This is a genomic window from Kribbella sp. NPDC004536 (genome assembly GCF_042873835.1).
Lineage (GTDB): Bacteria > Actinomycetota > Actinomycetes > Propionibacteriales > Kribbellaceae > Kribbella.
Map to the genome: position 1 here is coordinate 138833 of NZ_JBIALY010000003.1, position 22998 is coordinate 161830.

Annotated in this window: 25 protein-coding genes; 7 read left to right on the top strand and 18 right to left on the bottom strand. The window is 67.7% G+C overall.

Annotated elements, in window-relative coordinates; all coding sequences use genetic code 11:
• The first annotated feature begins 15 nt into the window (after positions 1–15).
• From ACFYRU_RS25825 to ACFYRU_RS25835, 3 genes are all read left to right on the top strand, one after another.
• Positions 16–1287 carry a neutral zinc metallopeptidase gene (locus ACFYRU_RS25825; protein ID WP_387663138.1) on the top strand — a complete coding sequence of 424 codons (1272 nt, stop codon included), beginning with the start codon at positions 16–18 and terminating at the stop codon, positions 1285–1287.
• The gene (locus ACFYRU_RS25830; RefSeq protein ID WP_387663139.1) at positions 1287–2009 is read left to right on the top strand and encodes a neutral zinc metallopeptidase; all 723 of its coding nucleotides are present in this window, start codon (positions 1287–1289) and stop codon (positions 2007–2009) included. Before ACFYRU_RS25825 ends, ACFYRU_RS25830 begins: the two co-directional genes overlap by 1 nt.
• Positions 2010–2392: 383 nt before the next feature.
• Positions 2393–3055: a neutral zinc metallopeptidase gene (locus ACFYRU_RS25835; protein ID WP_387663140.1), complete on the top strand. Its 663-nt coding sequence runs from the start codon at positions 2393–2395 to the stop codon at positions 3053–3055.
• Here the strand turns inward: ACFYRU_RS25835 and ACFYRU_RS25840 are convergent.
• Positions 3048–3503 carry a GNAT family N-acetyltransferase gene (locus ACFYRU_RS25840; RefSeq protein WP_387663141.1) on the bottom strand — a complete coding sequence of 152 codons (456 nt, stop codon included), beginning with the start codon at positions 3501–3503 and terminating at the stop codon, positions 3048–3050. The two genes, ACFYRU_RS25835 and ACFYRU_RS25840, sit on opposite strands and share 8 nt — an antisense overlap.
• Before the next feature lie 234 nt (positions 3504–3737).
• On the opposite strand from ACFYRU_RS25840, the gene ACFYRU_RS25845 reads away from it, so the two are divergent.
• Positions 3738–4583, top strand: a complete 846-nt coding sequence (locus ACFYRU_RS25845; protein ID WP_387663142.1) for a hypothetical protein — start codon at positions 3738–3740, stop codon at positions 4581–4583.
• A gap of 53 nt (positions 4584–4636) precedes the next feature.
• Here ACFYRU_RS25845 and ACFYRU_RS25850 read toward each other — a convergent pair whose 3' ends face one another.
• From ACFYRU_RS25850 to ACFYRU_RS25895, 10 genes are all read right to left on the bottom strand, one after another.
• Positions 4637–5167 (bottom strand): hypothetical protein, encoded by a 531-nt coding sequence (locus ACFYRU_RS25850; protein ID WP_387663143.1) that lies wholly within the window; start codon positions 5165–5167, stop codon positions 4637–4639.
• A gap of 39 nt (positions 5168–5206) precedes the next feature.
• Complete coding sequence (locus tag ACFYRU_RS25855; RefSeq protein ID WP_387663144.1) at positions 5207–5887, bottom strand: hypothetical protein; 681 nt, start codon at positions 5885–5887, stop codon at positions 5207–5209.
• 108 nt (positions 5888–5995) lie between these two features.
• Positions 5996–7000 (bottom strand): N-acetylglucosamine kinase, encoded by a 1005-nt coding sequence (locus ACFYRU_RS25860; RefSeq protein WP_387663145.1) that lies wholly within the window; start codon positions 6998–7000, stop codon positions 5996–5998.
• Positions 6988–8244 carry a 6-phospho-beta-glucosidase gene (locus tag ACFYRU_RS25865; protein WP_387663146.1) on the bottom strand — a complete coding sequence of 419 codons (1257 nt, stop codon included), beginning with the start codon at positions 8242–8244 and terminating at the stop codon, positions 6988–6990. The genes ACFYRU_RS25860 and ACFYRU_RS25865 overlap by 13 nt, the downstream gene beginning before the upstream one ends.
• Before the next feature lie 14 nt (positions 8245–8258).
• Positions 8259–9446: an ROK family protein gene (locus ACFYRU_RS25870; RefSeq protein WP_387663147.1), complete on the bottom strand. Its 1188-nt coding sequence runs from the start codon at positions 9444–9446 to the stop codon at positions 8259–8261.
• Between the two features lie 140 nt (positions 9447–9586).
• The gene (locus ACFYRU_RS25875) at positions 9587–10552 is read right to left on the bottom strand and encodes a DUF2891 family protein (protein ID WP_387663148.1); all 966 of its coding nucleotides are present in this window, start codon (positions 10550–10552) and stop codon (positions 9587–9589) included.
• Positions 10553–10561: 9 nt separating this feature from the next.
• Positions 10562–11533, bottom strand: a complete 972-nt coding sequence (locus tag ACFYRU_RS25880) for a DUF979 domain-containing protein (RefSeq protein WP_387663149.1) — start codon at positions 11531–11533, stop codon at positions 10562–10564.
• Positions 11530–12231 carry a DUF969 domain-containing protein gene (locus ACFYRU_RS25885; protein WP_387663150.1) on the bottom strand — a complete coding sequence of 234 codons (702 nt, stop codon included), beginning with the start codon at positions 12229–12231 and terminating at the stop codon, positions 11530–11532. The genes ACFYRU_RS25880 and ACFYRU_RS25885 overlap by 4 nt, the downstream gene beginning before the upstream one ends.
• 65 nt (positions 12232–12296) lie before the next feature.
• Positions 12297–12695: a hypothetical protein gene (locus ACFYRU_RS25890; RefSeq protein ID WP_387663151.1), complete on the bottom strand. Its 399-nt coding sequence runs from the start codon at positions 12693–12695 to the stop codon at positions 12297–12299.
• 15 nt (positions 12696–12710) lie between these two features.
• Positions 12711–13388: a uracil-DNA glycosylase gene (locus tag ACFYRU_RS25895; protein WP_387663152.1), complete on the bottom strand. Its 678-nt coding sequence runs from the start codon at positions 13386–13388 to the stop codon at positions 12711–12713.
• 94 nt (positions 13389–13482) lie between these two features.
• Between ACFYRU_RS25895 and ACFYRU_RS25900 the strand changes: the two genes are divergently transcribed.
• Complete coding sequence (locus ACFYRU_RS25900; RefSeq protein WP_387663153.1) at positions 13483–14097, top strand: RICIN domain-containing protein; 615 nt, start codon at positions 13483–13485, stop codon at positions 14095–14097.
• Positions 14098–14261: 164 nt separating this feature from the next.
• Here ACFYRU_RS25900 and ACFYRU_RS25905 read toward each other — a convergent pair whose 3' ends face one another.
• Complete coding sequence (locus ACFYRU_RS25905) at positions 14262–14807, bottom strand: DUF1990 family protein (RefSeq protein WP_387663154.1); 546 nt, start codon at positions 14805–14807, stop codon at positions 14262–14264.
• A complete protein-coding gene (locus ACFYRU_RS25910; RefSeq protein WP_387663155.1) occupies positions 14804–15823 on the bottom strand; it encodes an LCP family protein in 1020 nt (339 codons plus the stop codon). Before ACFYRU_RS25910 ends, ACFYRU_RS25905 begins: the two co-directional genes overlap by 4 nt.
• A 182-nt stretch (positions 15824–16005) precedes the next feature.
• On the opposite strand from ACFYRU_RS25910, the gene ACFYRU_RS25915 reads away from it, so the two are divergent.
• Positions 16006–16791: a phytanoyl-CoA dioxygenase family protein gene (locus tag ACFYRU_RS25915; protein ID WP_387663156.1), complete on the top strand. Its 786-nt coding sequence runs from the start codon at positions 16006–16008 to the stop codon at positions 16789–16791.
• Position 16792: 1 nt separating this feature from the next.
• Here the strand turns inward: ACFYRU_RS25915 and ACFYRU_RS25920 are convergent, their stop codons facing one another.
• Positions 16793–16957: a hypothetical protein gene (locus ACFYRU_RS25920; RefSeq protein WP_387663157.1), complete on the bottom strand. Its 165-nt coding sequence runs from the start codon at positions 16955–16957 to the stop codon at positions 16793–16795.
• A gap of 143 nt (positions 16958–17100) precedes the next feature.
• Here ACFYRU_RS25920 and ACFYRU_RS25925 point away from each other — a divergent pair, with 143 nt between their 5' ends.
• Entirely contained in the window at positions 17101–19044 is a 1944-nt protein-coding gene (locus tag ACFYRU_RS25925) for a M13 family metallopeptidase (RefSeq protein ID WP_387663158.1), read from the top strand.
• 3 nt (positions 19045–19047) lie between these two features.
• Here the strand turns inward: ACFYRU_RS25925 and ACFYRU_RS25930 are convergent, their stop codons facing one another.
• From ACFYRU_RS25930 to ACFYRU_RS25945, 4 genes are read right to left on the bottom strand one after another with little or no spacing between them, the layout of a single operon-like run.
• Complete coding sequence (locus tag ACFYRU_RS25930) at positions 19048–20112, bottom strand: LacI family DNA-binding transcriptional regulator (protein WP_387663159.1); 1065 nt, start codon at positions 20110–20112, stop codon at positions 19048–19050.
• Positions 20113–20122: 10 nt separating this feature from the next.
• Complete coding sequence (locus ACFYRU_RS25935) at positions 20123–21244, bottom strand: glycoside hydrolase family 172 protein (protein ID WP_387663160.1); 1122 nt, start codon at positions 21242–21244, stop codon at positions 20123–20125.
• 25 nt (positions 21245–21269) lie between these two features.
• Positions 21270–22109, bottom strand: coding sequence for a carbohydrate ABC transporter permease (locus ACFYRU_RS25940; RefSeq protein WP_387663161.1), 840 nt, complete (start codon positions 22107–22109; stop codon positions 21270–21272).
• Positions 22106–22996, bottom strand: coding sequence for a carbohydrate ABC transporter permease (locus ACFYRU_RS25945; protein ID WP_387663162.1), 891 nt, complete (start codon positions 22994–22996; stop codon positions 22106–22108). Before ACFYRU_RS25945 ends, ACFYRU_RS25940 begins: the two co-directional genes overlap by 4 nt.
• Positions 22997–22998: the final 2 nt, after the last annotated feature.

The window sequence follows — 22998 nt, forward strand, 5'->3', positions numbered from 1 at the left end:
AGATGGGAACGATCGATGCCTGACTCCGACGACGGCGTACCGAAGCCGGGCCACTTCAGCACCGGGGAGCCCGCGCCGGGCAGCCGGCCGCTGACCCTGCGCAGCGCCCAGCCCGCCGGCCTCGGCAAGGCACGCTCGATCGGGTTCGACGACTCGTCCGCCCGCCGCAAGGCGCGTCCGCTCCCGACCGACCCAGGGACCGAGAGCGAGTACAGCGGCCCGCCCGCGGCGCCGCTCACCGCGCCGCCCCCGACCCTGCTGACCGGCACGCGCCGCCCCGGCGGCCCCCGTACCTCCGGCTGGCACGCGAACCCGTCCCGCGCCGGCGCCCAGTTCACCTCGGAGCCCCCGCCGCTCAAACCACCCCGCCAGTCCTCACGCTTGGTCGTCGCGGGCCTGTCCGTCCTGGTGGTGGTCATGCTGACCGCCGCGAGCATCGGCGGCTTCAAACTGGTCAACTCGTACGGCGTCCAACGCCCCCTCTCCCAGCCATCGGTCAAAAAGTCCCAGGCCCCCATCCCAGTACCCCCCGACCCAACCGTCACGGTCACGGTCCAGGGAATCCCGGACATGGTCCGCCTGCAGCAGAACAAGATCTACACCTCCGGCCAGGTGGTGTCGGTCAGCTGCAAGGAGCCGGACATCAAGCCGAACTCGCAGTCCGCGATCCTGCGCTACTACCAGGCGCTGCTGCCCTGCCTGAACAAGGCCTGGGAGCCGATCGTGACGAAGGCCGGGTACGACTTCCGCTCGCCGAAGGTCAAGCTGCAGACCAGCCAGGTCACCGACGACCAGGACTGCACCGGCGAGTCGAACACGGCGTACTACTGCAGCGAGGACGAGAGCATCAACATCAGCTGGAAGAAGGACCTCCAGTACTACCGGGACGAGCCGGTGGCCGCCCGGGTGTGGATGCTCGACACGATGGCGCACGAGTACGGGCACCACGTCCAGCAGATGACCGAGATGATCACCGCCTCGTTCTCCCGCGAAGGCTGGACGAACTCGAAGGCGATGAAGCTCGAGTGGGCCCGCCGCCGCGAACTGCAGGCCACCTGTTTCGGTGCCGCGTTCCTCGGCGCGAACAAGAAGTCCCTCGGCCTGACCGGCGACAAGCTGGCGAAGTGGGAGTGGGAGGTCCAGCACTCCGGCGACGAGTACAACCCGAAGAAGATCCGCGACCACGGCTCCCGCAAGAACAACTGGGCGTGGTCCGGCCCCGCTTTCACCACCGCAAACCCCAAGTCCTGTAACACCTTCACAGCCCCACCCGCCAAGGTCAGCTGATGCCCCGCTGGGCGATGGTGACGGCGCTCCTCGTACTGACGGCAACCGCCTGCGCCACCACCGCACCGGCAGCCGTGCCCACACCGACGCCGGCCGCGTCGGCAACTCGGACGCCGACTCCGCCGCCGGCTCCACGCCGTACGAAGGTGGTGCCGCCGGTCGCCGCGCCATCTCCGACACCCGAGCCGCTCCTGGTCGCGAACGGCCTCTACGCGGCCGGTACGATGCGCGCGGTCCGATGCACCCTGCCCGACGTCGTACCGACGAACGGCGCCGGAGTACTCCGCTACGCCCGGACCCTGGTCGGCTGCTTGAACAGCGCCTGGGCGCCGCTTTTCCCGCGCGCCGATGCTGTGTTCATGCCGGCCCGACTCGTCGCCTTGGGGACGGGGGACTGTGACCGGCAGGACGACGTCTTCCATCGTGGTGCCTACTACGCAACCGGCAAGTCAACCATCTGTCTCGACGGCCGTACGTTCGCCGCCGAGTCGGACCGAGACTGGCGAACGGTCCAGCTGCAGCACACCGTCGCTCATGAGTACGGCCATCACCTCCAGACACTGACTGGAATCATGACGACCTACGACCTGGGCCAACTGCAGACCGCGTCCAGCGATCTCGAGCGCAACCGCCGCATGGAGCTACAGGCCAGTTGTCTGGCGGCCGTGTTCATGGGGATACACAAGAATGCGCTGGGGCTCAGCGGCAGCAGGCTCGATTAGTTCGAGTACTACGTCAGCACGGCCGGCGACGAGAATGCGCCGAAGTTGCCGCGGGACCACGGTTCTCGCAAGAGCCACGCCTACTGGAGTAACCAAGGATTCCGCGGTGGGAGTGCAGGCTCCTGCAACACGTTCACGGCGCGACCACCGAAGGTCAGCTGATGTCTCGTCGGGTCTTGGTTGTGTTGTTCGTAGTCTTCGCGGCTACTGCCTGCACACCCACTGCTCCAGCTGCCGTCTCCACACCGACCGCGACCCCTACACCCACCCCTGTTCCGAGCCCGTCGGCGGTATCTCCCACGCGGAGTTCACCGTCGTACGAGTCTTTGGACGATATCTATCTCCTCCACAGCAAGGTCTACTCGGCGGGGCGGGTGCCTGCTGTGGCGTGCAAGTTGCCGGACAGCCCGCTGGTGACGCGGAAGGACGTACGGGAGTACGCGACCGCAGTACTGCCCTGTCTCGAGCGTGCCTGGAAACCGGTGGTGGAGCGGTCGGACGTCGTCTACGAGCCGACGAAGGTGTACGTCGTCGACGATGGTGACCGTACGGCCTGTGGGCCGTTCGACGAGGACGGCGCGGACGCGTTCTACTGCGACGGCAACGACGCCATCTACCTGGGGTGGAAGGACCATGTCGCGGACGAGGACTACGACAAGGTGTGGGCGCAGACGTACTTGGAGTTCGTGATGGCGCACGAGTACGGGCACCACGTGCAGCAGTTGGTCGCGATCTCGCAGTACTACGACGAGCGCTGGGATCGGACCAAGGGTGCCGCGCAGCTCGAGCAGACCCGCCGCCACGAGCTCCAGGCAACCTGCTTCGCCGCGGCCTTCCTCGGCGCGAACCAGGAAACCCTGAACCTCCACGGCGAACGCCTGTCCGCCTACCACGACGCGGCGTACGTCGGCGACGAGGAGGACCCGTCGACCCCACGCGACCACGGCTCCAGCAAGAGCAGCACGTACTGGTCCGACAAGGCCTTCACCGCCAAGTCACCCGCAGCGTGCAACACGTGGGCCGCCCCATCAAAACGGGTCAGCTGAGCTTGAGTTTGAAGCCTTCGTGGGTGTTTTCGAAGCCCAGGTTGCTGTAGAAGCGGTGGGCTTCGGTGCGGGACTTGTCCGAGGTGAGTTGGACGAGGGTGCAGCCGCGGGTGCGGGATTCCTCGACGGCCCAGTTGATCAGCCTGCTGCCGAGGCCGGAGCCGCGCGCGGGCGCGGCGACCCGGACGGCTTCGATCAGGCCGCGGGTGGAGCCGCGGCGGGACAGGCCGGGGATGATCGTCAGCTGCAGCGTGCCGATCACCTCGTCGTTGCGTTCGGCAACCACGAGGAGCTGGTTGGGGTCGGCGTCGATCTGTTCGAAGGCAGCCAGGTACGGCGTCAGGTCGGCGGTGGACTCCCGGGTCGCGCCGAGCTGGTCGTCGGCGATCATCGTGACGATCGGGCCGACGTCGGCGGCGGTGGCGCGGCGGATGACGAGCTCGTTCATGCGCCCAGGATCGCAAACACCTGAAGCGGTTCAGTCTTCGGGGTAAGGCGCGAACTGCGACGACGGTGATTGCCTTACGCAAACACCTTTCGTTGGACGCCTCGCCGGGTTGCGTTGTTTGCCTCAGGCATCAAGGGGTACGAGTCATACTGGACACCACTGCATCCGCCCGTGCCGGGGTTGGGGCAGTCATGCGCCGACAGCGGATGCGGGCCAGGTCTGAAAGGTTATCCGATGTCAGCGTTAGCTATCGATTTCACCCAGCCGTTCGAGGATGCCTTCAGCAAGCTGCTGTCGTTCATCCCGAACCTGCTGGGCGGCCTGGTCATCCTGGTGATCGGGTACTTCGTCGCCAAGGTGCTCGGCAAGCTCGTCGGCAAGCTCCTCGGCCGGGTCGGCTTCGACCACTGGATGGAACGGGCCGGCGTGTCCGGGATCCTGCAACGGTCGGGCACGGGGCTGACCGCTTCGGCAGTACTGGGCAAGGTCGTGTTCTGGTTCGTGTTCCTGATCAGCTTCACGATGTTCGCCTCCGCGCTCGGCGTGCCGGAGATCTCGAACTTCATGAGCGACATGCTCGGCTACATCCCGCGGATCTTCGCCGCGATCGTGATCGTTTGCCTGGCGGCGCTGTTCGCGAACTTCCTGGCCGCGATCATCCGCGGTGCCACCGGCAACGAGACCCTGGCCAAGGTGGCCCGGTACGCCGTTCTCGTGTACGCCGCGTTCGCCGCGCTGACCCAGCTCGGGGTGGCGGTCCAGCTGACCGGTAACACCCTGCTGATCGTTCTCGCGGGCGCTGCGCTTGCTCTCGGCCTCGCTTTCGGTCTCGGGGGCCGCGAGATGGCCGGCCGTGCACTGGGCAACCTGTTCGACAAGGACAAGATGGTCAAGCCGGCCGGCCAGAACGGCACCATGGACAACGGCACGACGGCCGCCTACCCGACCCAGGGCAACTACCAGGGCAACTACGAAGGCGGCTACCAGCAGCCCACCCAGCCCGAACAACACCCCGCAACCCACAGCGCCGGCTGGTCCAACGGCACCCCCCAGAACGGCAACTGGCAACAGGGCCAGTAGAACCCCTACCGGCGGGCGGCAATCCGAACCGGGTTGCCGCCCGTCACCTGTGTTCAGTCCTGGTCGGTGTCGGGGCCGGCTCGGCGGACGTCTTCTACTTTGGTCATGGCGGCGCGGAGGTCGGTGAGCCAGGTTTCGCTGTGCTGGGCGACGAGTTTGACGCACCAGCCGAGGGCGTCGCTGCGGGAGCGGGCCACGCCGGCGTCGACGAGGGTGTCGAGGACCTGGCGTTCGGGCTGACGCAGGCGGGTCATCACCGGCGCGGACAGCGAGGTGAAGACGGTCCTGGTCTCGCCGCAGCGCACGCCCCAGGCGACCTTACGGCGGGCGGCGTGTTCGAGTTCGCGGGCAATCTCGATCCGGCGTTCGCGGGTGTCCTCGCGGAACTGCTTGATCCGGCCGTCCTCGGCGGCGGAGCGCTCCGCCGCGCTCACGTCCTGGTTCTGCTCGGGTGCGGGGATCCGGCCGACGATCAGGATCTCGTCCCGGTCGATCGACAGCTCGGTCTCACCGTCGAACCAGTCGCCGGGCAACCGCCCGGTCAGCCAGCCCCGCACCTTCTCATGCTCGGTCTGTGTACTCATGTAATCATGATTACACCCAAGCAGTTCGAGCTCAAGTAATCAGTGGTACTGCACGGTGTACGCCGCGTGCGCGTCGCCCTGTGACAGGCCGACGTTGGACACGCCGATCACCAGGGTGTGCCGGGTGACGTCGTTCCGGTAGGTGACGTACGTCGTACCGGCCGCACCTTCCGTGGCGATCCGCGTCCAGTGCGAGCCACCCACGGCGGCCACCTTGTGCAGGCTGCGCACCGCGGCCGGTGTCGCGTAGTACGCCGTCCACTTGGCGTCGCCACGGCCCCAGGCCCGGACCAGGTTGTCCGACCACTGCACCGCGTTCCACGCCTTCGGCTCGTTGCTGAACTTGGCGGTGTACGCCGCGTGCCAGCCGTTGCCCGCGCGCAGACCGACGTTCTGTACGCCGATCGTGAGGTTCCCGCCGCGTGCGTCGTCGTGGTACGTCACATAGATCGTCCCGGCGGCTCCTTCGGTGGAGACGCGGCGCCAGTGGATCCCGCCCGGCGACGCCTGCCCGAAGAGCGTGCGTGACGTGGCGGTCGAGGCATAGCAGTTCGCGGTCGCCGTGTTGCCGCTGCCCCAGGCGCGGACGAGCCGGTCGGCGTACGTCGTAGCGGAAACGCCCGCCACCGAACCCGCACAGGCGGCGGCGCTGGCGGGTGTGGCGCCGGCGAGGACGAGCGGTGCGGTGACCGCAAGTGCCGTCGTGGCGCCAAGACTCATGATCCTTCGAATCATCATCGACCTCCCGAGTGGATGTGGTCCTACTTGTGGGACGCCAGATCCGACCCGGGAGTTTGCCGCCGACGCCGCTGCAACATGCTTGCAATATCAAGCGGCGGGCGGTGGTGCGAATGCTGCGCGTAACCGTTCCTGAGCCGTCGTTCCCGCCGCGGTGTGATCAAGCCCGAGCAAAGCGGCACCAACCACCGGCGGTACGTCGACCACCCGCGGCACCGCCTTCGGTGCGACCTCGGCGAGCAACCGCGAGACCCGTTCGAGCAGAACGGAGTGCCCTGCCGTCAGGACGCCACCGCCGAGTACGACGGTGACGCGCTCGTCCAGCAGGTCGAGGCGCCGCAACGCGCTCGACGCCATCGCGACGATCTCCTCGGCCTGTTGCTGAACGATGCCCAGGGCAACGGTGTCGCCGGCCGCCGCGACCTGGAACAGCACCGGTCCGGCTTCGAGTTGACGCTCGATCGGAAACTCGCCGAAGTGGAACGCCTCGATCACCGCATTCAAGGAAGGCTTGCCGTAGTGGGCGGGCAGTGCCGTTACCAACGCGGTCGCCGGCCCCCGCCCGTCCTCCGCGCGCGATGCCGACCAGAACGCCTCCTCGGCGAGCTGCGCACCGCCTCCCCAGTCGCCGGTCACCTTCCCCAGCGCCGGGAAGCGTGCGGTACGCCCGTCAGGCAGCATGCCCGAGCAGTTGATGCCCGCACCGCACACGACAGCCACACCACGCGGCTCGTCCACTCCTGAACGCAGCAGCGCGAACGTGTCGTTGGTGACGTACACGGACTCTGCCCAGCCACGTTCTTCGAAGACCCTGGTCAGCTCTTCGACCTCAACGGGTAGGTCGGCGTTCGCCAGGCACGCCGACACCTGCTGCACGAGCGGTACGTTGCCAACCCGCAAGCCGGCTGCTGCGGCCGCGGCCCGAACCAATGGCTCCAGCCCGTCCACCGCGAGGTCTGCACCGAGCTTCTGCGGTTCGAACCCGCCGCCACGTGCCGTACCGAGCACTGTGCCGTCCGCGGCGACCAGTGCGACGTCGGTCTTGCTGTTGCCGGCGTCGAAGGCGAGTACGCCGCCAGGGACTAGCGCGCCCACGGGAGGTACGCCTTGTTGTGTGCGAGCAGCTTGTCCGTCAGCTCCTGTGCCGTAGAGATCTGCCCGACCAGCGGATGCGCCAGCAGTGCCTGGAACACCCTGTCTGCTCCACCCTTCACGGCCGCCTGTAGCGCCAGGTCTTCGTACGCCGTCACATGTGCGACCAGTCCGGCATACAGGGGCTCCAGCGGGGAGACAGGCTCAGGCGTCGCGCCCGTAGCGTTGACCGTGGCTGGTACTTCGATGACTGCGTCGTCCGCGAGGAACGGGAACGTCCCGTTGTTGAGGGTGTTGACCACCTGTACGTCGCCGGTGTTGTTGAGCAAAGACGAGGCGAGAGCGACCGCTGCCTCGGAGTAGTACGCGCCGCCACGCTGTTCGAGCAGTGCGGGCTTCTCGTCGAGCTTCGGGTCCGCGTACAGCTCCAGCAGCTCTTTCTCGAGTGCCGCGACCTCGGCCGCTCTCGACGGCTTGTGGAGCAGCTCTTGCACCACAGCGTCGTGCTGGTAGTAGTAGCGAAGGTAGTACGACGGTACGACGCCGAGCTGCTGTACTACGTCCGCCGGAAGGTGGAGGTCGTCCGAGATGTCCGTGAGGTGCTTGTCGAGCAGCTGAGGCAGCATGTCCTCGCCGTTGACGTGTACTGCGCGCGCCCAGGTGAGGTGGTTCAATCCGACGTGGTCGAGCGCCACCTGGTCCGGCGTAACCCCCAGCAGCGCGGCGAACCGGCGCTGGAACCCGATCGCGACGTTGCACAGTCCGACGGCCTTGTGCCCGTGTGAGAGCAACGCCCGCGTCACGATGCCGACCGGGTTGGTGAAGTCGATGATCCACGCGTCCGGGTTGGTACGCCGTACGCGCTCTGCGATGTCGAGTACTACCGGTACCGTCCGCAACGCCTTGGCGAGGCCGCCGGCTCCTGTGGTCTCCTGGCCGACGCAGCCGCACTCAAGCGGCCACGTCTCGTCCTCGTTGCGCGCAGCCTGTCCACCGACGCGCAGCTGCAGCAGTACGGCGTCCGCGCCGTCGATGCCGGCATCCAGATCGGAGGTGGTGATCACCCGGCCCGCATGCCCTTGTTTGGCGAAGATGCGCCGGGCCAGGCCACCGACCAGCTCCAGCCGGTCGGCCACTGGGTCTACCAGCACCAGCTCCGATACGGGCAACGTGTCGCGGAGCCGGGCGAACCCGTCGACAAGCTCCGGCGTGTACGTGGATCCGCCACCAACGACTGTGAGTTTCACGCTGCACGCTCCTACTAGGTGATCGGTGGACCCGCGGTGTCGAAGACCTCGTCGCGGGTGGTGCTCAGTGCGGACTGCAGTGCTCCGGAGAGCACGGGGTCGGTGCTGATCGCGGTCATCAACAGCTGCGGGCGCGGTACGGCGAGCTCGGCGAGCTCGTCCTGGACCAGCCCGCGCAGGCGTTCGCCGCCTGCGGTGATGACGCCACCCGCCAGCACGATCAGCTCCGGGTCGACGACCGCGACGATCGCCGCCAGGCCGACCGCGAGCCGGTGCGCGAACTCGTTCAGTACGGCGTCGCCGGCGCCCTCGGTCTGCAGCGCGACCGCGATCGCGGCGTCCGCCGTCCGGGCCTTGAGGCCGTGTTCGCGCGCCAGTTCGAGGACAGGTTCGCCACCGGCCAGCTCCTGGAAGCCGCCGGCGTTGTTGCGGCCGACGTTGCGGATCAGCGGCGTACCCGGCAGCGGCAGGAACGCGACCTCGCCGGCGCCGCCGGTCGCGCCGCGGTGCAGCCGGCCGTTGATGACGATCGCCGCGCCGATGCCTTCCTCGCCCCAGAGCAGTACGAAGTTGTCGTGCTCCCGGGCATGGCCGATCCGCTGCTCGGCGACCGCGGCCAGGTTGACGTCGTTCTCCACCTCGAGCGGGACGGCGACCGCCGCCGCCAGCTCCTCGAGCAGGTGCGGGGCGTGCCACCCGGGCAGGTGGGTCGCGTACCGCAGCCGGCCGGTCGTCGGGTCGAAACCACCCGGCGTACCGATCGAGACCCGGCGCAGGCGGTCACGGCTCAGGCCCGCCTCGCCGGCCGCGCCCTCGAGTGCCTTCACCACCCGGTCGACCGTGCCTTTGGCGCTGCGGCCCGGGGTGGCCAGCTCGTACCGGCCGACGACCTTCCCGGTCAGGTCTGCGACCGCGGCCCGGATCCGCGTCGGCGTGACGTCCAGCCCGGCGACGTACGCGATCTCGCCGTTGATCTCGTACAGCTGCGCGTTCGGCCCCGGACGGCCCGCGGTGGTCCCGCTCGGGCGCACCAGGTGGGCCGCCTCCAGCCGCGCCAGCAGCTGCGACGCGGTCGGTTTGGACAGCCCGGTCAGGTTGCCCAGCGTGGTCCGGGAGAGCGGGCCCTGGCTGAGCAGCAGGTCCAGGGCGGCGCGGTCGTTCATCGCGCGCAGCAGGCGCGGCGTTCCGGGTGTCGTTGCCATGAGCCAACCCTGCCTCCCTTCGCCGCCCGCGGGTACTCGCCGCGCTGAATCGCGAGACTGTTAGGAAAGTTTCCTATTATCGCGAGACCGTACGGCGGAAGTGACGCGGGTGTCAACGCCTGCAGGGGGGACGGGTACGGCTACGCCTGGTCGGCCAGGAGGGCGAACGACACCAGCCAGTGCGTGGACATGAAGTCCCCGTCGGTCACCGTCGGCAGCACGGCCTCCATCTGACGATCAGCCGCGGCCAGTAGTACATCTCCGACGTAAGGAAGCGCCGGAGCGATCGTCCGCAGCTGCCAGGCGCGCGACAGCGCCAGTCCACCCAGGTGTGCCAGCTGGCCGTCCCCCGAGTCGTCAGTCACCGGCACGTCCAGCAGATGCTGATGCGCGTCCGCGCCGAGCCCTGGCAGGAACGCCGTCAACCAGTCGGCGAACTCGGTCGAAGGCAGCACCCGCCGCATCAACTCCGCCTCGGTCAACGCAGGCGACAAGAAGTCGGTTCCGGACGGTTCGAAGCGTGTGTCGTACGCCGTGTCCGCGCCGTACCACTCCAGCGCCCGCAGCCGGATCGCCTCGACCACATCCGGCCGGCCGAGCTCGTCGTACGCCTCGTGCAACAACGCCAACGCGAAAGCGGAGTTGAGATGTACGCCGTGCCGCACCGGGTAGACCTGCTTCGGCAGCCACGCCAGTACTAGGTCCGCGATCACGTCACCCAGCGGTGTGAGCGCATCAGCCCACTGCGCCTTGCGGGCTGCTGCGACGAGCATGGCCGCCCACGCCCACCCGTACGGGCGTTCGTACGACGGCCGTGCCCGCAGATAGTCCGCCTCGACAGCGATCGTCTCTGGTGTCAGCCGCTGGTTCAGCAGGTCGACGGGACGCTGCCCGACCTCCTCTGGTGCCAGCGTCAGCAGCTGGACCAAGGACCACTGCATGTGCGCGCTGGAGTGCCAGTCGTACGAACCGTGGAACGCCGGGTGCAGACGGTCCGGCGTCACGTCGACGTCGTCCGGACCGGTCGACGCGTGCTGCGTCGCGTACGGGTAGGTGGTGTCGAGTACCTGACAGGCGATGTCGGCCCAAGCGGCGGCGAACTTCATGAGGCTCCCTTAGAACGCGAAGACGTACATCAGGACGATGTTGCAGGCCAGCAAGGGGATCGCGGTCGGGATCTGGGCCTTGATCGGGCCGTACTGGTCCTTCATCTCGAGCAGCGCCGCCGGGACCAGGTTGAAGTTGGCGGCCATCGGCGTACACAGCGTGCCGCAGAAGCCGGCCAGCATCCCGATCGCGAACACGACCGCCGGCGTGCCGTGGAACTGCTGCACCAGCAGCGGCCAGCCGACCGCGGCCGTCATCACCGGGAACGCCGCGAACGCGTTGCCCATGATGATCGTGAAGATCGCCATCCCGATGCAGTACAGCGCGACCGCCGCGATCAGCGAGCCCTTCGGGATCAGGTGGTTGGTGACGTGACCGACGGCCTTGCCGACGCCTGAAGCGGTGAACAGCAGGCCGAGGGTGGCCAGCATCTGCGGCAGGATCGCGGCCCAGCCGATGTGCTCCAGCAGCCGCCGGCCTTCGTGCAGCGGGGCGGCCGGATCCTTCGGCCGGAACAGCACCAGGCCGACGATCAGCGCCAGGACCGACGCGACGCCGAGGCCGATGATCGTCGCCGAGCCGGTCTCCAGCAGCAGCTTGCCGTTGCCCAGTTTCACCTTGGCCAGCCAGGCGCCGAAGATCGCCGCGACGACCGGGATCACCAGTGCCGGCAGGAACAGCTTGTTGCCGAACTTGTTCGCGAAGTGCTCCCGCTCGGCGGGGGACGTCGTACGTTCCTGGCCGCGCGCCGGGAAGCCGAAACCGGCCAGCGCCGCGATCGCGATCACCGCGATGCCGAGCGCCCAGGCCGGCGCCTGCTTGTGGACGACGAACGTGCCGTAGCCGAACGACAACCCGAGCAGGCCCCAGAACGCGGCGCTGCCGAGCCGCTTCGGGTTGCCGCGGTCGTTGACGACCTGCAGCGCGATCAGCACGAAGAGGATCCCGCACAGCCAGTAGAACCACTCGACCTTGATCATCGCGCGGCCTCCTTGGCCTCGAGGTCCGCCTCGGCCGCGAGCTTGTCCAGCTGGCGGTCGAGCAGCCACAACCGGGTGCCGTGGATGAGCAGCGCGCAGATACCGGTCGGGATCGCCCAGACCGCGATGTCGATCGCCTCGAGCTTCAGGCCGTACGTGGTGTCGACGAAGCCGGTGATCAGCAGGATCGAGCCGATCGCGACGAAGATGTCCTCACCGAAGAAGACCCCGACCGTGTCGGCGCTGGCCGCGAAGCCCTTGATCTTCTCCTGCATCTTCTCCGGCAGCTTGCCGTACTTGCGCTCGGCGGCGCCGGCGGCCATCGGGTGGATCAGCGGGCGGACCGCCTGCGCGTACCCGCCGATGCTGGTCAGGCCGACGGCCGCGGTGCCCTGCCGGATCACCATGTACAGCGCGAGCAGCCGGCCGGTGGTCAGCACCTTGAGCTTGCTGATCAGCTTGCGGGCCTGGTGCTGCAGGCCGTAGCGCTCGATCAGCCCGATGACGGGCAGCGTGACGATGAAGACGGTGACGGACCGGCTACCGGCGAAGCCGTTGCCGAACGCATCCAGGATCTTGACCGGAGACAGGCCGCCGATCAGCCCGGCCACGATCCCGGCCGCCGTGACGACCAGCATCGAGTTGATCCGGAGCGCGAACCCGACGACCACCACCGCGATGGCGAGCAGAACCCACATGGTTCCTCCCGGGGAGAGGGCGATTCCGCTCACCATAGGAGATTGTTGAACGATCCTGCAATGGATCATTCGAACAAATTCTCCACCGGCTGCACCGCGACGATTCCTGCGGCCACTGCGGCAAGCCGCGGATCAACCGTGACCAGGGCGTCCGCCTGTAGCCGGGTGACATCGAGATACTCCGCGTCCCGGAGCGTGTCCCAGTCCTGCTCGCGGGCGATCTTCGACGCGGTCCACCGGGACACCCGGTCGCCGAGCGCGCGGAGCTTCACCTCGGTCATCCGGGTGTGCAGCTGCCGCGCCTGCTGCTCGGTGCGCGTGCCCAGACGTACGTCGTGCAGCAGTTGTTCGAGCGCTTCCGAGCGGATCGCCACGGGCGCCACCAGCTGATGGTGTGTGGCGACGGTCAGCTCACCGTCGGCCAGGTGGAGGAGGGTGGGTGCATCGATCACGTAGCGCGTCATGCACCTCAGACTGCACTAAGGAAGGCGCCAGTCCACCGGTTCGGCGCCTTGGTCTGTTAGGAGGGTGTTGACGCGGCTGAAGGGGCGGGAGCCGAAGAAGCCGCGGTCGGCGGACATGGGGCTCGGGTGGGCGCTTTCGACGTACGGTGTGCTGCCCAGCATGGGCTTGAGGGTCTGGGCGTCGCGGCCCCACAGGATCGCAACCAGTGGGCCGCCGCGGTTCACCAGTGCGTGGATTGCCTGCTCGGTGACGGACTCCCAGCCCTTGCCGCGGTGTGCGCCGGACTTCCCGGGCTGCACTGTGAGCACCCTGTTGAGCATCAGTACGCCCTGGTCGGCCCACGGCGTCAGGTCACCGTTCGACGGCGCCGGTACGCCGACGTCCGCCATGAGCTCGCGGTAGATGTTCTGCAGGCTGCGCGGGATCGGCCGTACGTCGGGAGCGACCGAGAAGCTGAGCCCTACCGGGTGGCCGGGCGTCGGGTACGGGTCCTGGCCGACGACGAGCACCTTCACCTGCGCGAGCGGCCGGTGGAACGCACGCAGTACGTTCTCGCCGGCCGGGAGGTAGGCGCGACCCGCGGCGATCTCTCCGCGCAGGAACTCACCCATCTGCGTCACTGTGTTCTCGACCGGGGCCAACGCCTCGGCCCAGTCCGGCGCCACCAGATCCGCCAACGTCTTAGGACTCACCCGCCACAGTCTTGCAGTCCTGCGGCCCGCGCTGCACCCCGGGGCGCCCCTTCTGATCCGGATCAGGAGAAATTCAGCCGTCACACTAACTTATGTGTGGCTCGACGGGGGACATGCTCATCTGAATCAGATACCCACGTCGGAGGGCATTGGAAGCGAAGACGGAGGTTTCATGCAACATTGGAGGATTTCGATTAAAATCAGGGCGGTAGTTGTCGCGGCGCTTGCGGCATTGATTGCTTGTGTGGTTGGGGCTGGGGGTGCACACGCTGCTACAGGCCCGGTGTCGATGCGTTTCGAGCACAGTCAGTTGTGTTTGCATATCATCCCGTCGGGGTATACCGATCAAAATCGCGCGATCCAGGCTGGGTGCACTTATAATCCGTTCAGCCGCTTTACTATGTGGTACGACCAGGATACGGATGCGTGGGCATTTCGCGTCGAAGACAACAACAAGTGCCTCGCTCCCGAAGGCAGTAGCTCGGCTGACCGTGTACGCATTGCACAGCAGTATTGTGTCTGGGGCAACCTCACGCTCCGTCAGGAGTGGCGGTTGGTACCGGTCGACAATGGCTACGAGGTGGTGAATGCTGCCACTGGCAAGTGCATGGACGTTGAAGGCGACTACACGAATGCCGGGGCGCGCGTCTGGCAGTACACCTGCGATGGTGGCGCCAATCAGCAGGTGACCTTACCGATAATCGTCTGAGCACCTCACCGGCGCGTTGCGTCACCGGCCACAGTCGCGCAGTCCTGCGGTTCGCTTGGATCCCGGGTTGTTGCCTGTTGTTCGCGTGTCGATCAAACGCTGGTCTTGCTACGGACTGTACAAAGGATGCGGCCCCGCAAAGGTATGAGCTTGCGGGGCCTTTGCTATGTCGCCAGTCGGCGTAGGGCGGATACGTAGCGCCTGGCTGCGTAGTGCTGGGCCTTGCGGGTGACGGGGCCGCCGAGACGTGCGTACCAGGCGGCTCCGCGGCTGTAGGCGCGGATCGTGGCGTACACGGCGTCACCGTCGCGCGTGACGAGGAAGGACTCTTCCCCGGACTCAGGATGTCCCTCCAGCGTTCCGTACGCGAAACCGATCCGGTCCGGCTCGTCAGCAGTCCAGACGACCCGGCAAGGGACAGGCAGCCCTACGCGGCTCTGCAGTCGCCTGCTGAGAATGCCGAGCCCGAGCATGGCCAACGTGTTGGTACCAACGCGAGGAGGCGTGTCCGTCGCGGTCATAGCCAACCCAGCAACCCGCTGCATCCGCCACGCGAGCAACGCATCACCCGCCCGCCGAAACACCTCGTCCCCACGCCCGATCAGCTCCCGGTACTCCAGCCGGTGCATCCCAGGCGGAGTCTCGTCGTAATGCGTACACCCCACCTCGTCGTAGGTGAGAGCCAACCCGGCCAGGTCGTCGAGGTTCAACTGCTCTTCAGCCCGCTCGTGTTGTCGTTCTTGATGGCGTCGAAGAGGGCCTTGGCCTTGGTGGTGTCCCATTTGACGGCTACGCCGCGGCCGTGGCCGAGTTGGTAGTTGTCGTTGCTGACGGGGACTGTCAGGGTCACGCCGCCGCTGCCGGAGATCGCGCGCATGCCGCGGGCGAAGCGGATGAAGTCGAACAGGCTCATGTCCTTGTCGACGGTGAGCGCGTCGACGCCCTTGGTCGCGACGTTGTAGTAGCGGAACGGGTTCAGGAACGTCGACGGCGAGCTGGCCTTCTTCGCGATCGCGCCGACCATCTGCCGCTGCCGCTCGACCCGGCCGAAGTCGTTCTGGCCGTCGGCGTGCCGGGAACGGACGTAACCGAGCGCGTTCACGCCGTCGAGCTTCTGACAGCCGGCCGGCAGGTTGATGTGCGCCTTGTCGTCGTTCATTGCCTTCGGCAAGCACATCTTGATCCCGCCGATGCTGTCGATGACCGAGGCGAACCCGCCGAAGCCGACCTCGACGTAGTGGTCGATGTGCAGCCCGGTGACGTTCTCGATGGTCTCGATGAGCAGCGCCGGGCTCTTGTTGAACGCAGCGTTGATCTTCTGCTTGCCGGACACGCCCGGGATGTTCACCGCGCTGTCCCGCGGGATGCTGATCAGCACGGTCGGCCCGGACTTCGGTACGTGCATCAGCATGATCGAGTCGGTCCGCGCCGGCCCGGCGTCACCGCCGGTGTGCAGCCGCGCGCGCTCGGCCCGGGACAGGTCCTCGCGGGCGTCCGACCCGACCATCAGGTACGTCGTACCCGAGGTCTTGGCCGGCCGGTCGCCGGTCGGCATCGCGTCGATCTTGTCGATCCGGCTCCACGCGTACAGCGGGACGCCGGCGAGCATGAGGACGAACAGCAGGACGATCAGTCCGACGGTCCGGAGGAACCAGTTACGCCGCTTCTTCGGGCGGCGCGGCGACGGGTTCGCGTAGCGCGGGTCGATGGGCTGCGTTTCACTCATACCCATGACCGTATCGGTGCCAGGGCCCCGGACACGTCACCCCACTGAACGGTTTTACACGTCGGAAAGTAGCGGGCGCCTCCTCCGAAGGGAGGAAATCGGCCCCAAGAGCGAACCAGAGTCCAAGAATCGGATCACTGGCGTCCATTCCGTCCGCTGCAGTGCGCCGCTGGAATGGACAGGTGCTGACGTCTAACGGATACGTACTGGACGAGCGACGACTCGGTGAGTTGGCCCCAGTACCGCAAGCGGAGCGTGCTGATCGGGACGTACTGCGGGCGCGCTTGCAGCGGGACGGGTACCTGTACCTGACCGGCCTGCTGGACCCCGCGGTGGTGTTGGCGTTCCGGGAGTACTACTTCGGCCTCACAGGTGCTGCCGCGGACAGGGCGACGTACAGGAAGGTTCTGTTCGAGGAGATCGTGCCAGGGCCGGAGTACGCCGCCTTCTGCGCGCAGCCGGCGCTCAAGGGGTGGTTCGAGTGGTTCCTGGACGGAGAGCCGTTCCTGCACCGCAGGAAGATCATCCGGCAGACCGCGCCGGGTGAGAACGGCATTGGTACGGCGACGCAGGCGCACTACGACCTGGTGTACCTGCGTGGCGGCAGCGACCAGGTGCTGTCCGCTTGGATCCCCCTGGGCGACTGTCCGGTCAGCCGCGGCGGTCTGACCTACCTCGAGGGCAGTCACCACCGCGTACTAGCCGAAGAGGCGGCCGGCCGGCTCAAACGGCCTGCGGCGTCGATCACGGCAGACCTACCCGCACTGGCCACGGAGTACGACGCCAACTGGCTCGTCACGGACTACCGGGCCGGTGACGTCGTCGTACACAGCGCACACACCGTCCACGCCGCACTGGACAACGTCTCCGACGACATGCGCCTCTCCACCGACATCCGCTACCAACGCGCCGACGCCGCCATCGACACCCGCTGGCAACACCACTGGCACGACCACGACGGACTGTGACCTAGGGCTTCAGGAAGCGGATCGGGTCGCAGTGCTCGTGATCTACGGAATGGTTGACGATCGCGGGTGCTTGTGAGGGGGCGCTGCCGGCGGCTGCCGAGGTGGTGACGAGGCCGAGCAGCAGGACGGGCAGGCCGAGGATGGCGATGACGCGACGAATCTTCATGAGTCCTCCACTGCCCACGGTAGATCTCAGAACGGCCTGCGGGGAACGGTTCGACCACCGGTCCTGTGGATATCCCCGGACCCGCCGAACGCGAACCGGGTATGTTCGCTGGCAGCAACTCGACTTGGGACAAGGGGCCAGGGATGACAGCAGACAGCGACGGCGCGCAGGCGGTGCGCCCGCAGGACGATCTGTACCGGTTCGTGAACGGCGCGTGGCTGGCGGAGCACGAGATCCCCGCGGACAAGGCGATCCACGGCGCGTTCCACGCGCTCTGGGACACCGCCGAGCAGGACGTGCGCGCGATCGTTGAGAAAACCGTCGCCGCCGGGCACCCGGAGGGCAGCGAGCCGCGGAAGATCGCCGACCTCTACACCAGTTTCCTGGACACCGAGACGATCGAGCGGCTGGGCGCCGAGCCGATCGCCGAGCAGCTCGCGCTGGTCCAGGGCGTGACGGACTCCGCTGGTCTGGTCTCGGTGCTCGGGCAGCTCGAGCTGCAGGGCGTGCCGGGGGTCTTCCACTACTGGGTCGACGCCGACGCCAAGCAGTCCGACCAGAACATCGTCCACCTGACCCAGGGCGGCCTCAGCCTGCCCGACGAGTCGTACTACCGCGAGGACAGCTTCGCCGAGATCCGCACGGCGTACGTCGCGCACGTCGCGAAGCTGCTCGAGCTGGCCGGCGTCGCCGATCCGGCCGGGGCAGCGGACCGGATCCTCGAGCTGGAGACCCGGATCGCCGGCGCGCACTGGGACCGGGTGAAGGAGCGCGACGTCCAGCTCACGTACAACAAGCTCGACCGGGCCGGGCTGGAGAAGCTGACGCCCGGGTTCGACTGGTCGAGCTGGCTGGCCGGTGCCGGCGTACCGGAGAGCGCGTTCGACGAGGTCGTGGTCCGCGAGCCGGACTTCCTGACCGCCGCGGCCGCCGCGCTGCAGGAGGTCGACGTCGACCGGTGGCAGGAGTGGCTGAGCTGGCGGGTCGTGCACAACGCCGCGCCACTGCTGAGCCAGGCCTTCGTCGACGAGAACTTCGCCTTCTACGGCAAGACGCTGACCGGTGCACCGGAGCTGCGCGAGCGCTGGAAGCGCGGCGTCGGTGCGGTCGAGTCCGCGCTCGGTGAGGCGCTCGGCAAGCTGTACGTCGCCGAGCACTTCCCGCCGGACGCCAAGGCCCGGATGGTCGAGCTCGTGCAGAACCTGGTCGCCGCCTACCGGCAGCGGATCGAGGCACTGGACTGGATGGGTCCGGAGACGCGGCAGCGGGCGCTGGACAAGCTCGGTACGTTCGTGCCGAAGATCGGGTATCCGGACGAGTGGAAGGACTACTCGGCGCTCGAGATCGACCCGGCCGACCTGTTCGGCAACGTCCGCCGCTCGGTCGCGGTGGAGACCGCGCGCGACCTGGACAAGCTCGGCAAGCCCGTCGACCGGAACGAGTGGCGGATGACGCCACAGACCGTGAACGCGTACTACAACCCGCGGATGAACGAGATCGTCTTCCCGGCCGGCATCCTGCAGCCGCCGTTCTTCGGCCTGGACGCCGACGACGCCACCAACTACGGCGCGATCGGTGCCGTGATCGGCCACGAGATCGGCCACGGCTTCGACGACCAGGGTTCCCGGTACGACGCGGCCGGCAACCTCAACGACTGGTGGACCGACGAGGACCGCGCGGCCTTCGAGCAGCGCACCGACAAGCTCGTCGCGCAGTACGACGCGCTCTCACCCGCCGAGGTCCCCGGCCAGAATGTGAACGGCAAGCTCACCCTGGGCGAGAACATCGGCGACCTCGGCGGCCTGTCGATCGCGTACGTCGCCTACCAACTGTCCCTCGACGGCACCGAGCCCGACGAGGAACTGCAGGCCGGCGCCGAACGCTTCTTCGCCGCCTGGGCGCACGCCTGGGCGACCAAGACCCGCCCCGAGGAAGCTGCCCGCCGCCTCACCATCGACCCGCACTCGCCGCCGGAGTTCCGTTGCAACGCGGTGGTGAAGAACATCGACGTCTTCCACACCACCTACAAGACAACGGATTCCGACGACATGTGGCTCGCCCCGGAAGACCGGGTCCGGATCTGGTAGCCGTCAGCGGTTGACCTGGGCAACCGACTCGCGCACCACGACCGGGCAGGGCAGCCAGGTCGGGTGCGTCGAGCGGTACCAGGTCTTGCTGCTGCTCTGGATCAGCCGGGTCAGCGTGGCCACCGCCCAGGCGCCCATCTCGTAGTGCGGCAGGGCGACGGTCGTGAGCGCCGGATGAACGCTGCCAGCGATCGGCGCCTGGTCGTCGAACCCGACGATCGACAGGTCGTCGGGGACCCGCAGGCCGAGCTCCTGCGCCGCGCGATAGGCCCCCATCGCCATCCGGTCGTTGTAACAGAAGATCGCCGTCGGCCGGTCGGCCCGGTCGAGCAACTCCAGACTGGCCGTGTAGCCACCGATCGCCTCCGACACCCCGGAGGCGATCAGCCGGTCGTCGTGCGGCAGGCCTGCTTGCTCGAGGCCGCGCAGGTAGCCGGCCAGCCGGCCCTGGGTGGCCGGCACCTCGATGCTCGAGTTCGCGAACGCGATCCGGCGGTGCCCGGCCTCGGCCAGCAGCCCGACCAGGTCGACCGCGCCGCCGGCCTCGTCGGGCAGTACGGCGGGTACGACGCCCTGCCGGTCCAGGGCTCCTATCAGCACGGCCGGTACCGCGCGCAACTCGCGCGGTACCGACACCTCGTGGTGGAACACGGTGGCGTAGATGATCCCGTCGACCTGGCGCTCGATCAGCGCCCGGGCGTCGGCGCGGCGCGCGTCCGCGCCGGCGTCCAGGTGCGAGTTGATGATCGCGAGCGTGAGGTTGTGCCGGCTCGCCTCCTCCTGCGCGCCGAGGATGATCCGGCCGGCGTGCGGGGTGGTGGCGATCTCCTCGGTGAGCAGCCCGATCATGTCCGACGTCCGGGTCCGCAGGCCGCGGGCGAGCCGGTTCGGGGTGTACCCGAGGTCCCGCGCGACCGACCGCACCCGCTCGCGGGTCGCCTCGCTCGTCCGGGTGTGCGGAGTCTCGTTGAGTACGTGCGAGACGGTCGTCACCGAGACGCCCGCGACGCGCGCGACGTCCCGGATGCCCACCTTCGGCGTGACCGCTTCCTGGTCTGCCCCGGTCATCGGTTCGACCTCACTCGTCCCAGAGGCCGTGCTCCGGCCAGCGCCGCGGCAACCGTTCGTCCACCGGTGGCAGGTCGGCGTGCGGCGCGTGCGCACCGAGCTGGTACCAGTACGCGACGCTCGAGTAGTCGTTGCCCTGGTCGTTGGCGTGGCCGTGCTCGATCGACACCCGCAGGCTCTTCTCGAACCGGACCGGGTCCTCGATGTGCCAGCGGAACATGCTCCAGAGCCCGAAGTGTTCCTGCGGGCTCGCGCCGAGCGTGATGCCGTGGTACGGACCGGCGTACTCTCCGCTGGGGAATCCCCAGGCCGCACCGAAGTAGTCCTCCGTACCGGTTCCGTGCAACGACGGCGGCCAGACCTCGCCGTCGATGAAGAACATGTCGTCGCCTTCGCCAGGCCAGGTGAACACCTGGTTGGAGGCGTCGAAGTTGTCGATACTGAGCACACAGCCAACGTAGTGCCCCGTGCCGGTCGCATCGAGGATCACGTAGTTGTCGTCACCGGTCAGGTTCGTCCCCGGCAGGTCCCACGGCGCCGGGTTCTCCAGCTCGGTCGAGTGCCGTACGGCGGTCGTCGGCTTCTCCTGCCGGTAGTACGCGTGGAAGCGGGCCACGTCGTCCGGGATCGGCTCCGCGCTGAGCTCGTAGTCGACGTAGTAGAAGAGGTTCTCGATCGGCTGGTCGCTCTCGTTGCGGATCTGGATCTTCGCGTGGCTGCCGAACGGCATCGGGAAGTAGCTGTTCATCGCGGCCGCGAACGGCCCCTTCGGACCTCGCCGCGGACCGAACACGGCGTTCAGCGGCAGCGAGATGTAGTGCTTCGCGACGGCGTGTCCGACCCCGAAGAAGTCGCCGAGCGGCGCCCGGACGCTCGGGTTGTCCTCGCCGTCCCAGAACATCTCGATCACGAGTTTGCGCAGGTACTTCTCCGAGTAGCAGCGCGTGGTCAGCCAGATGTGCTCGATCCGTCCGGCACCGGCGATGTCGGCGATCACGAACGTCTCGCCGGCCGGCACGACCTTGAAGTCCCGGTTGCCCCCACTGCGGTCCCAGCTCGACTCGCGGCGCGAGCGGCCGGACTTCACGTGGGCGAGGCCGCCGAGCGGGCTGTTGGGTTGCCAGAATTCCATATGTCTTCTCCAGTGAGGTGTGGTGTCAGCCCTTGACGGCGCCGAGGGTCAGACCGGCGACGATGTGTCGCTGGAGCGCGAGAGTGAGCAGGATGACCGGGACCGAGTAGACCGCTGACAGCGCGGTCATCCCGCCCCAGTCCAGACCGAACTGGGTCTGGAAGTTGGCGATCACGATCGGTGTGGTCTGCGCCCGCACCGAGGTGAGCAGCAGCGCGAACAGGAACTCGTTCCAGGACGCGAGAAAGGCGAAGATGGCGGTCACGGCGAGGCCGCCGGAGACGACCGGCAGTACGACGTGCCGGAACGCCTGCAGCCGATCGCTGCCGTCGACCTTGGCGGCCTCTTCGAGTTCGGCCGGCACCGCCTCGAAGAAGCTCGACATCAGCCAGATCGACAGCGGCAACGAGATCGTGGTGTGCGCGATCGCCAGGCCGATCGTGGTGTCGGAGATGCCGATGCTGCGCATCGTCTCGACCAGTGGAGCCCCGATCGCGATCGTCGGCACCATCCGGGTGACCAGCGCCGCGATCACGAAGACCCGGCCGCTCGGTGTGCGGTAGCGGGTGATCGCGTACGCCGCCGGCACTCCCAGCAGCAGCGAGAACGCGGTACTGAGAACCGCGGTCGCGACGCTGTTGATCAGTGCCGGTACGACACCTTCCTTGCTGAGGGCGGCGACGTAGTTGTCGAGCGTCCACTGCGACGGCAGCACCTGAGGTGGTACGGCGATCGCGTTCAGCGGCGTCTTGAACGACGTCAGCAGCAGATAGAGGAACGGAAATCCGTACAGCACGAGCACCGCGGCGAGCGCGGCCCACAGTACGATCCGCGTCGGCCGGCGACGGGTTTCGAGACCGTTCATGCCTGCCCACCACCCGGCCGCCAGATCGCGAGGATCGCGACCGCGGCGACGGCCAGCATCGCGATCAGGTACACCGTGCCCATGGCGCTGGCCAGGCCCGGGTCCCCGTTCCGCGTCATCGTGCGGTAGATCAGCAGGCTGAGGGTGGTCGTACTGTCCTGCGGGCCGCCGTTGGTCTGGATCAGGATGATGTCGAACGCCCGGGCCGCGTCGATGCCGCGGACGATCAGCGCCACCGCGATCACCGGCCGCAGCAGCGGCAGCAGGATCCGGAACAGCAACGTCGGGAACCGCGCGCCGTCGATCCGGGACGCCTCGATCACGTCGCCCGGCACGTTCTGCAGCCCGGCGAACAGGACGAGCGTGATGAACGAGGTGGTGAGCCAGATGTCCGGCATCGCGACCGAGAACAACGCGATCTTCGGGTCGCTCAACCAGCCGATCTGGTCCGTACTGTGCAGCAGGCCGATCCGGCGCAGCAGCTCGTTCAGGATGCCGAAGTTGTCGATCAACAGGAACCGCCACAGCAGGCCGGCGACCACCGGCGCGACCATCAGCGGATACATGAACACGGTCCGGAACACCGCCGACCGGTCGCCGAGCGCCGCGAAGAGCAACGCGACGGCCAGGCCGAAGGTGAACTCGAGCGTGACCACGATGAGCGTGTAGACGATCGTCCGCAGCGCCGCGCCTTGGAACGCCGGTGAGCCGAAGGCCGTCGCGAAGTTGCCGAAGCCGACGAACTTCCGTGGGCCGCCGGCGATCGGCGAGATCTGGTAGAACGCGTTGCTGACGAATCTGAGCAGTGGCCACGCCACGAAGGCGGCGAGGAACAGTGCGGCCGGCGTGATCAGGGCGAGTGCGAACCGGCGGTCGGTGAAGCGCACAG

Excerpts from the sequence above, each read along its gene's own strand:
- ACFYRU_RS25825 (WP_387663138.1), top strand. The coding sequence starts at position 16 with ATGCCTGACTCCGACGACGGCGTACCGAAGCCGGGCCACTTCAGCACC.
- ACFYRU_RS25830 (WP_387663139.1), top strand. The coding sequence starts at position 1,287 with ATGCCCCGCTGGGCGATGGTGACGGCGCTCCTCGTACTGACGGCAACC.
- ACFYRU_RS25840 (WP_387663141.1), bottom strand. The coding sequence starts at position 3,503 with ATGAACGAGCTCGTCATCCGCCGCGCCACCGCCGCCGACGTCGGCCCG.
- ACFYRU_RS25845 (WP_387663142.1), top strand. The coding sequence starts at position 3,738 with ATGTCAGCGTTAGCTATCGATTTCACCCAGCCGTTCGAGGATGCCTTC.
- ACFYRU_RS25850 (WP_387663143.1), bottom strand. The coding sequence starts at position 5,167 with ATGAGTACACAGACCGAGCATGAGAAGGTGCGGGGCTGGCTGACCGGG.
- ACFYRU_RS25855 (WP_387663144.1), bottom strand. The coding sequence starts at position 5,887 with ATGAGTCTTGGCGCCACGACGGCACTTGCGGTCACCGCACCGCTCGTC.
- ACFYRU_RS25870 (WP_387663147.1), bottom strand. The coding sequence starts at position 9,446 with ATGGCAACGACACCCGGAACGCCGCGCCTGCTGCGCGCGATGAACGAC.
- ACFYRU_RS25875 (WP_387663148.1), bottom strand. The coding sequence starts at position 10,552 with ATGAAGTTCGCCGCCGCTTGGGCCGACATCGCCTGTCAGGTACTCGAC.
- ACFYRU_RS25880 (WP_387663149.1), bottom strand. The coding sequence starts at position 11,533 with ATGATCAAGGTCGAGTGGTTCTACTGGCTGTGCGGGATCCTCTTCGTG.
- ACFYRU_RS25885 (WP_387663150.1), bottom strand. The coding sequence starts at position 12,231 with ATGTGGGTTCTGCTCGCCATCGCGGTGGTGGTCGTCGGGTTCGCGCTC.
- ACFYRU_RS25890 (WP_387663151.1), bottom strand. The coding sequence starts at position 12,695 with ATGACGCGCTACGTGATCGATGCACCCACCCTCCTCCACCTGGCCGAC.
- ACFYRU_RS25910 (WP_387663155.1), bottom strand. The coding sequence starts at position 15,823 with ATGAGTGAAACGCAGCCCATCGACCCGCGCTACGCGAACCCGTCGCCG.
- ACFYRU_RS25920 (WP_387663157.1), bottom strand. The coding sequence starts at position 16,957 with ATGAAGATTCGTCGCGTCATCGCCATCCTCGGCCTGCCCGTCCTGCTG.
- ACFYRU_RS25925 (WP_387663158.1), top strand. The coding sequence starts at position 17,101 with ATGACAGCAGACAGCGACGGCGCGCAGGCGGTGCGCCCGCAGGACGAT.
- ACFYRU_RS25930 (WP_387663159.1), bottom strand. The coding sequence starts at position 20,112 with ATGACCGGGGCAGACCAGGAAGCGGTCACGCCGAAGGTGGGCATCCGG.
- ACFYRU_RS25935 (WP_387663160.1), bottom strand. The coding sequence starts at position 21,244 with ATGGAATTCTGGCAACCCAACAGCCCGCTCGGCGGCCTCGCCCACGTG.
- ACFYRU_RS25940 (WP_387663161.1), bottom strand. The coding sequence starts at position 22,109 with ATGAACGGTCTCGAAACCCGTCGCCGGCCGACGCGGATCGTACTGTGG.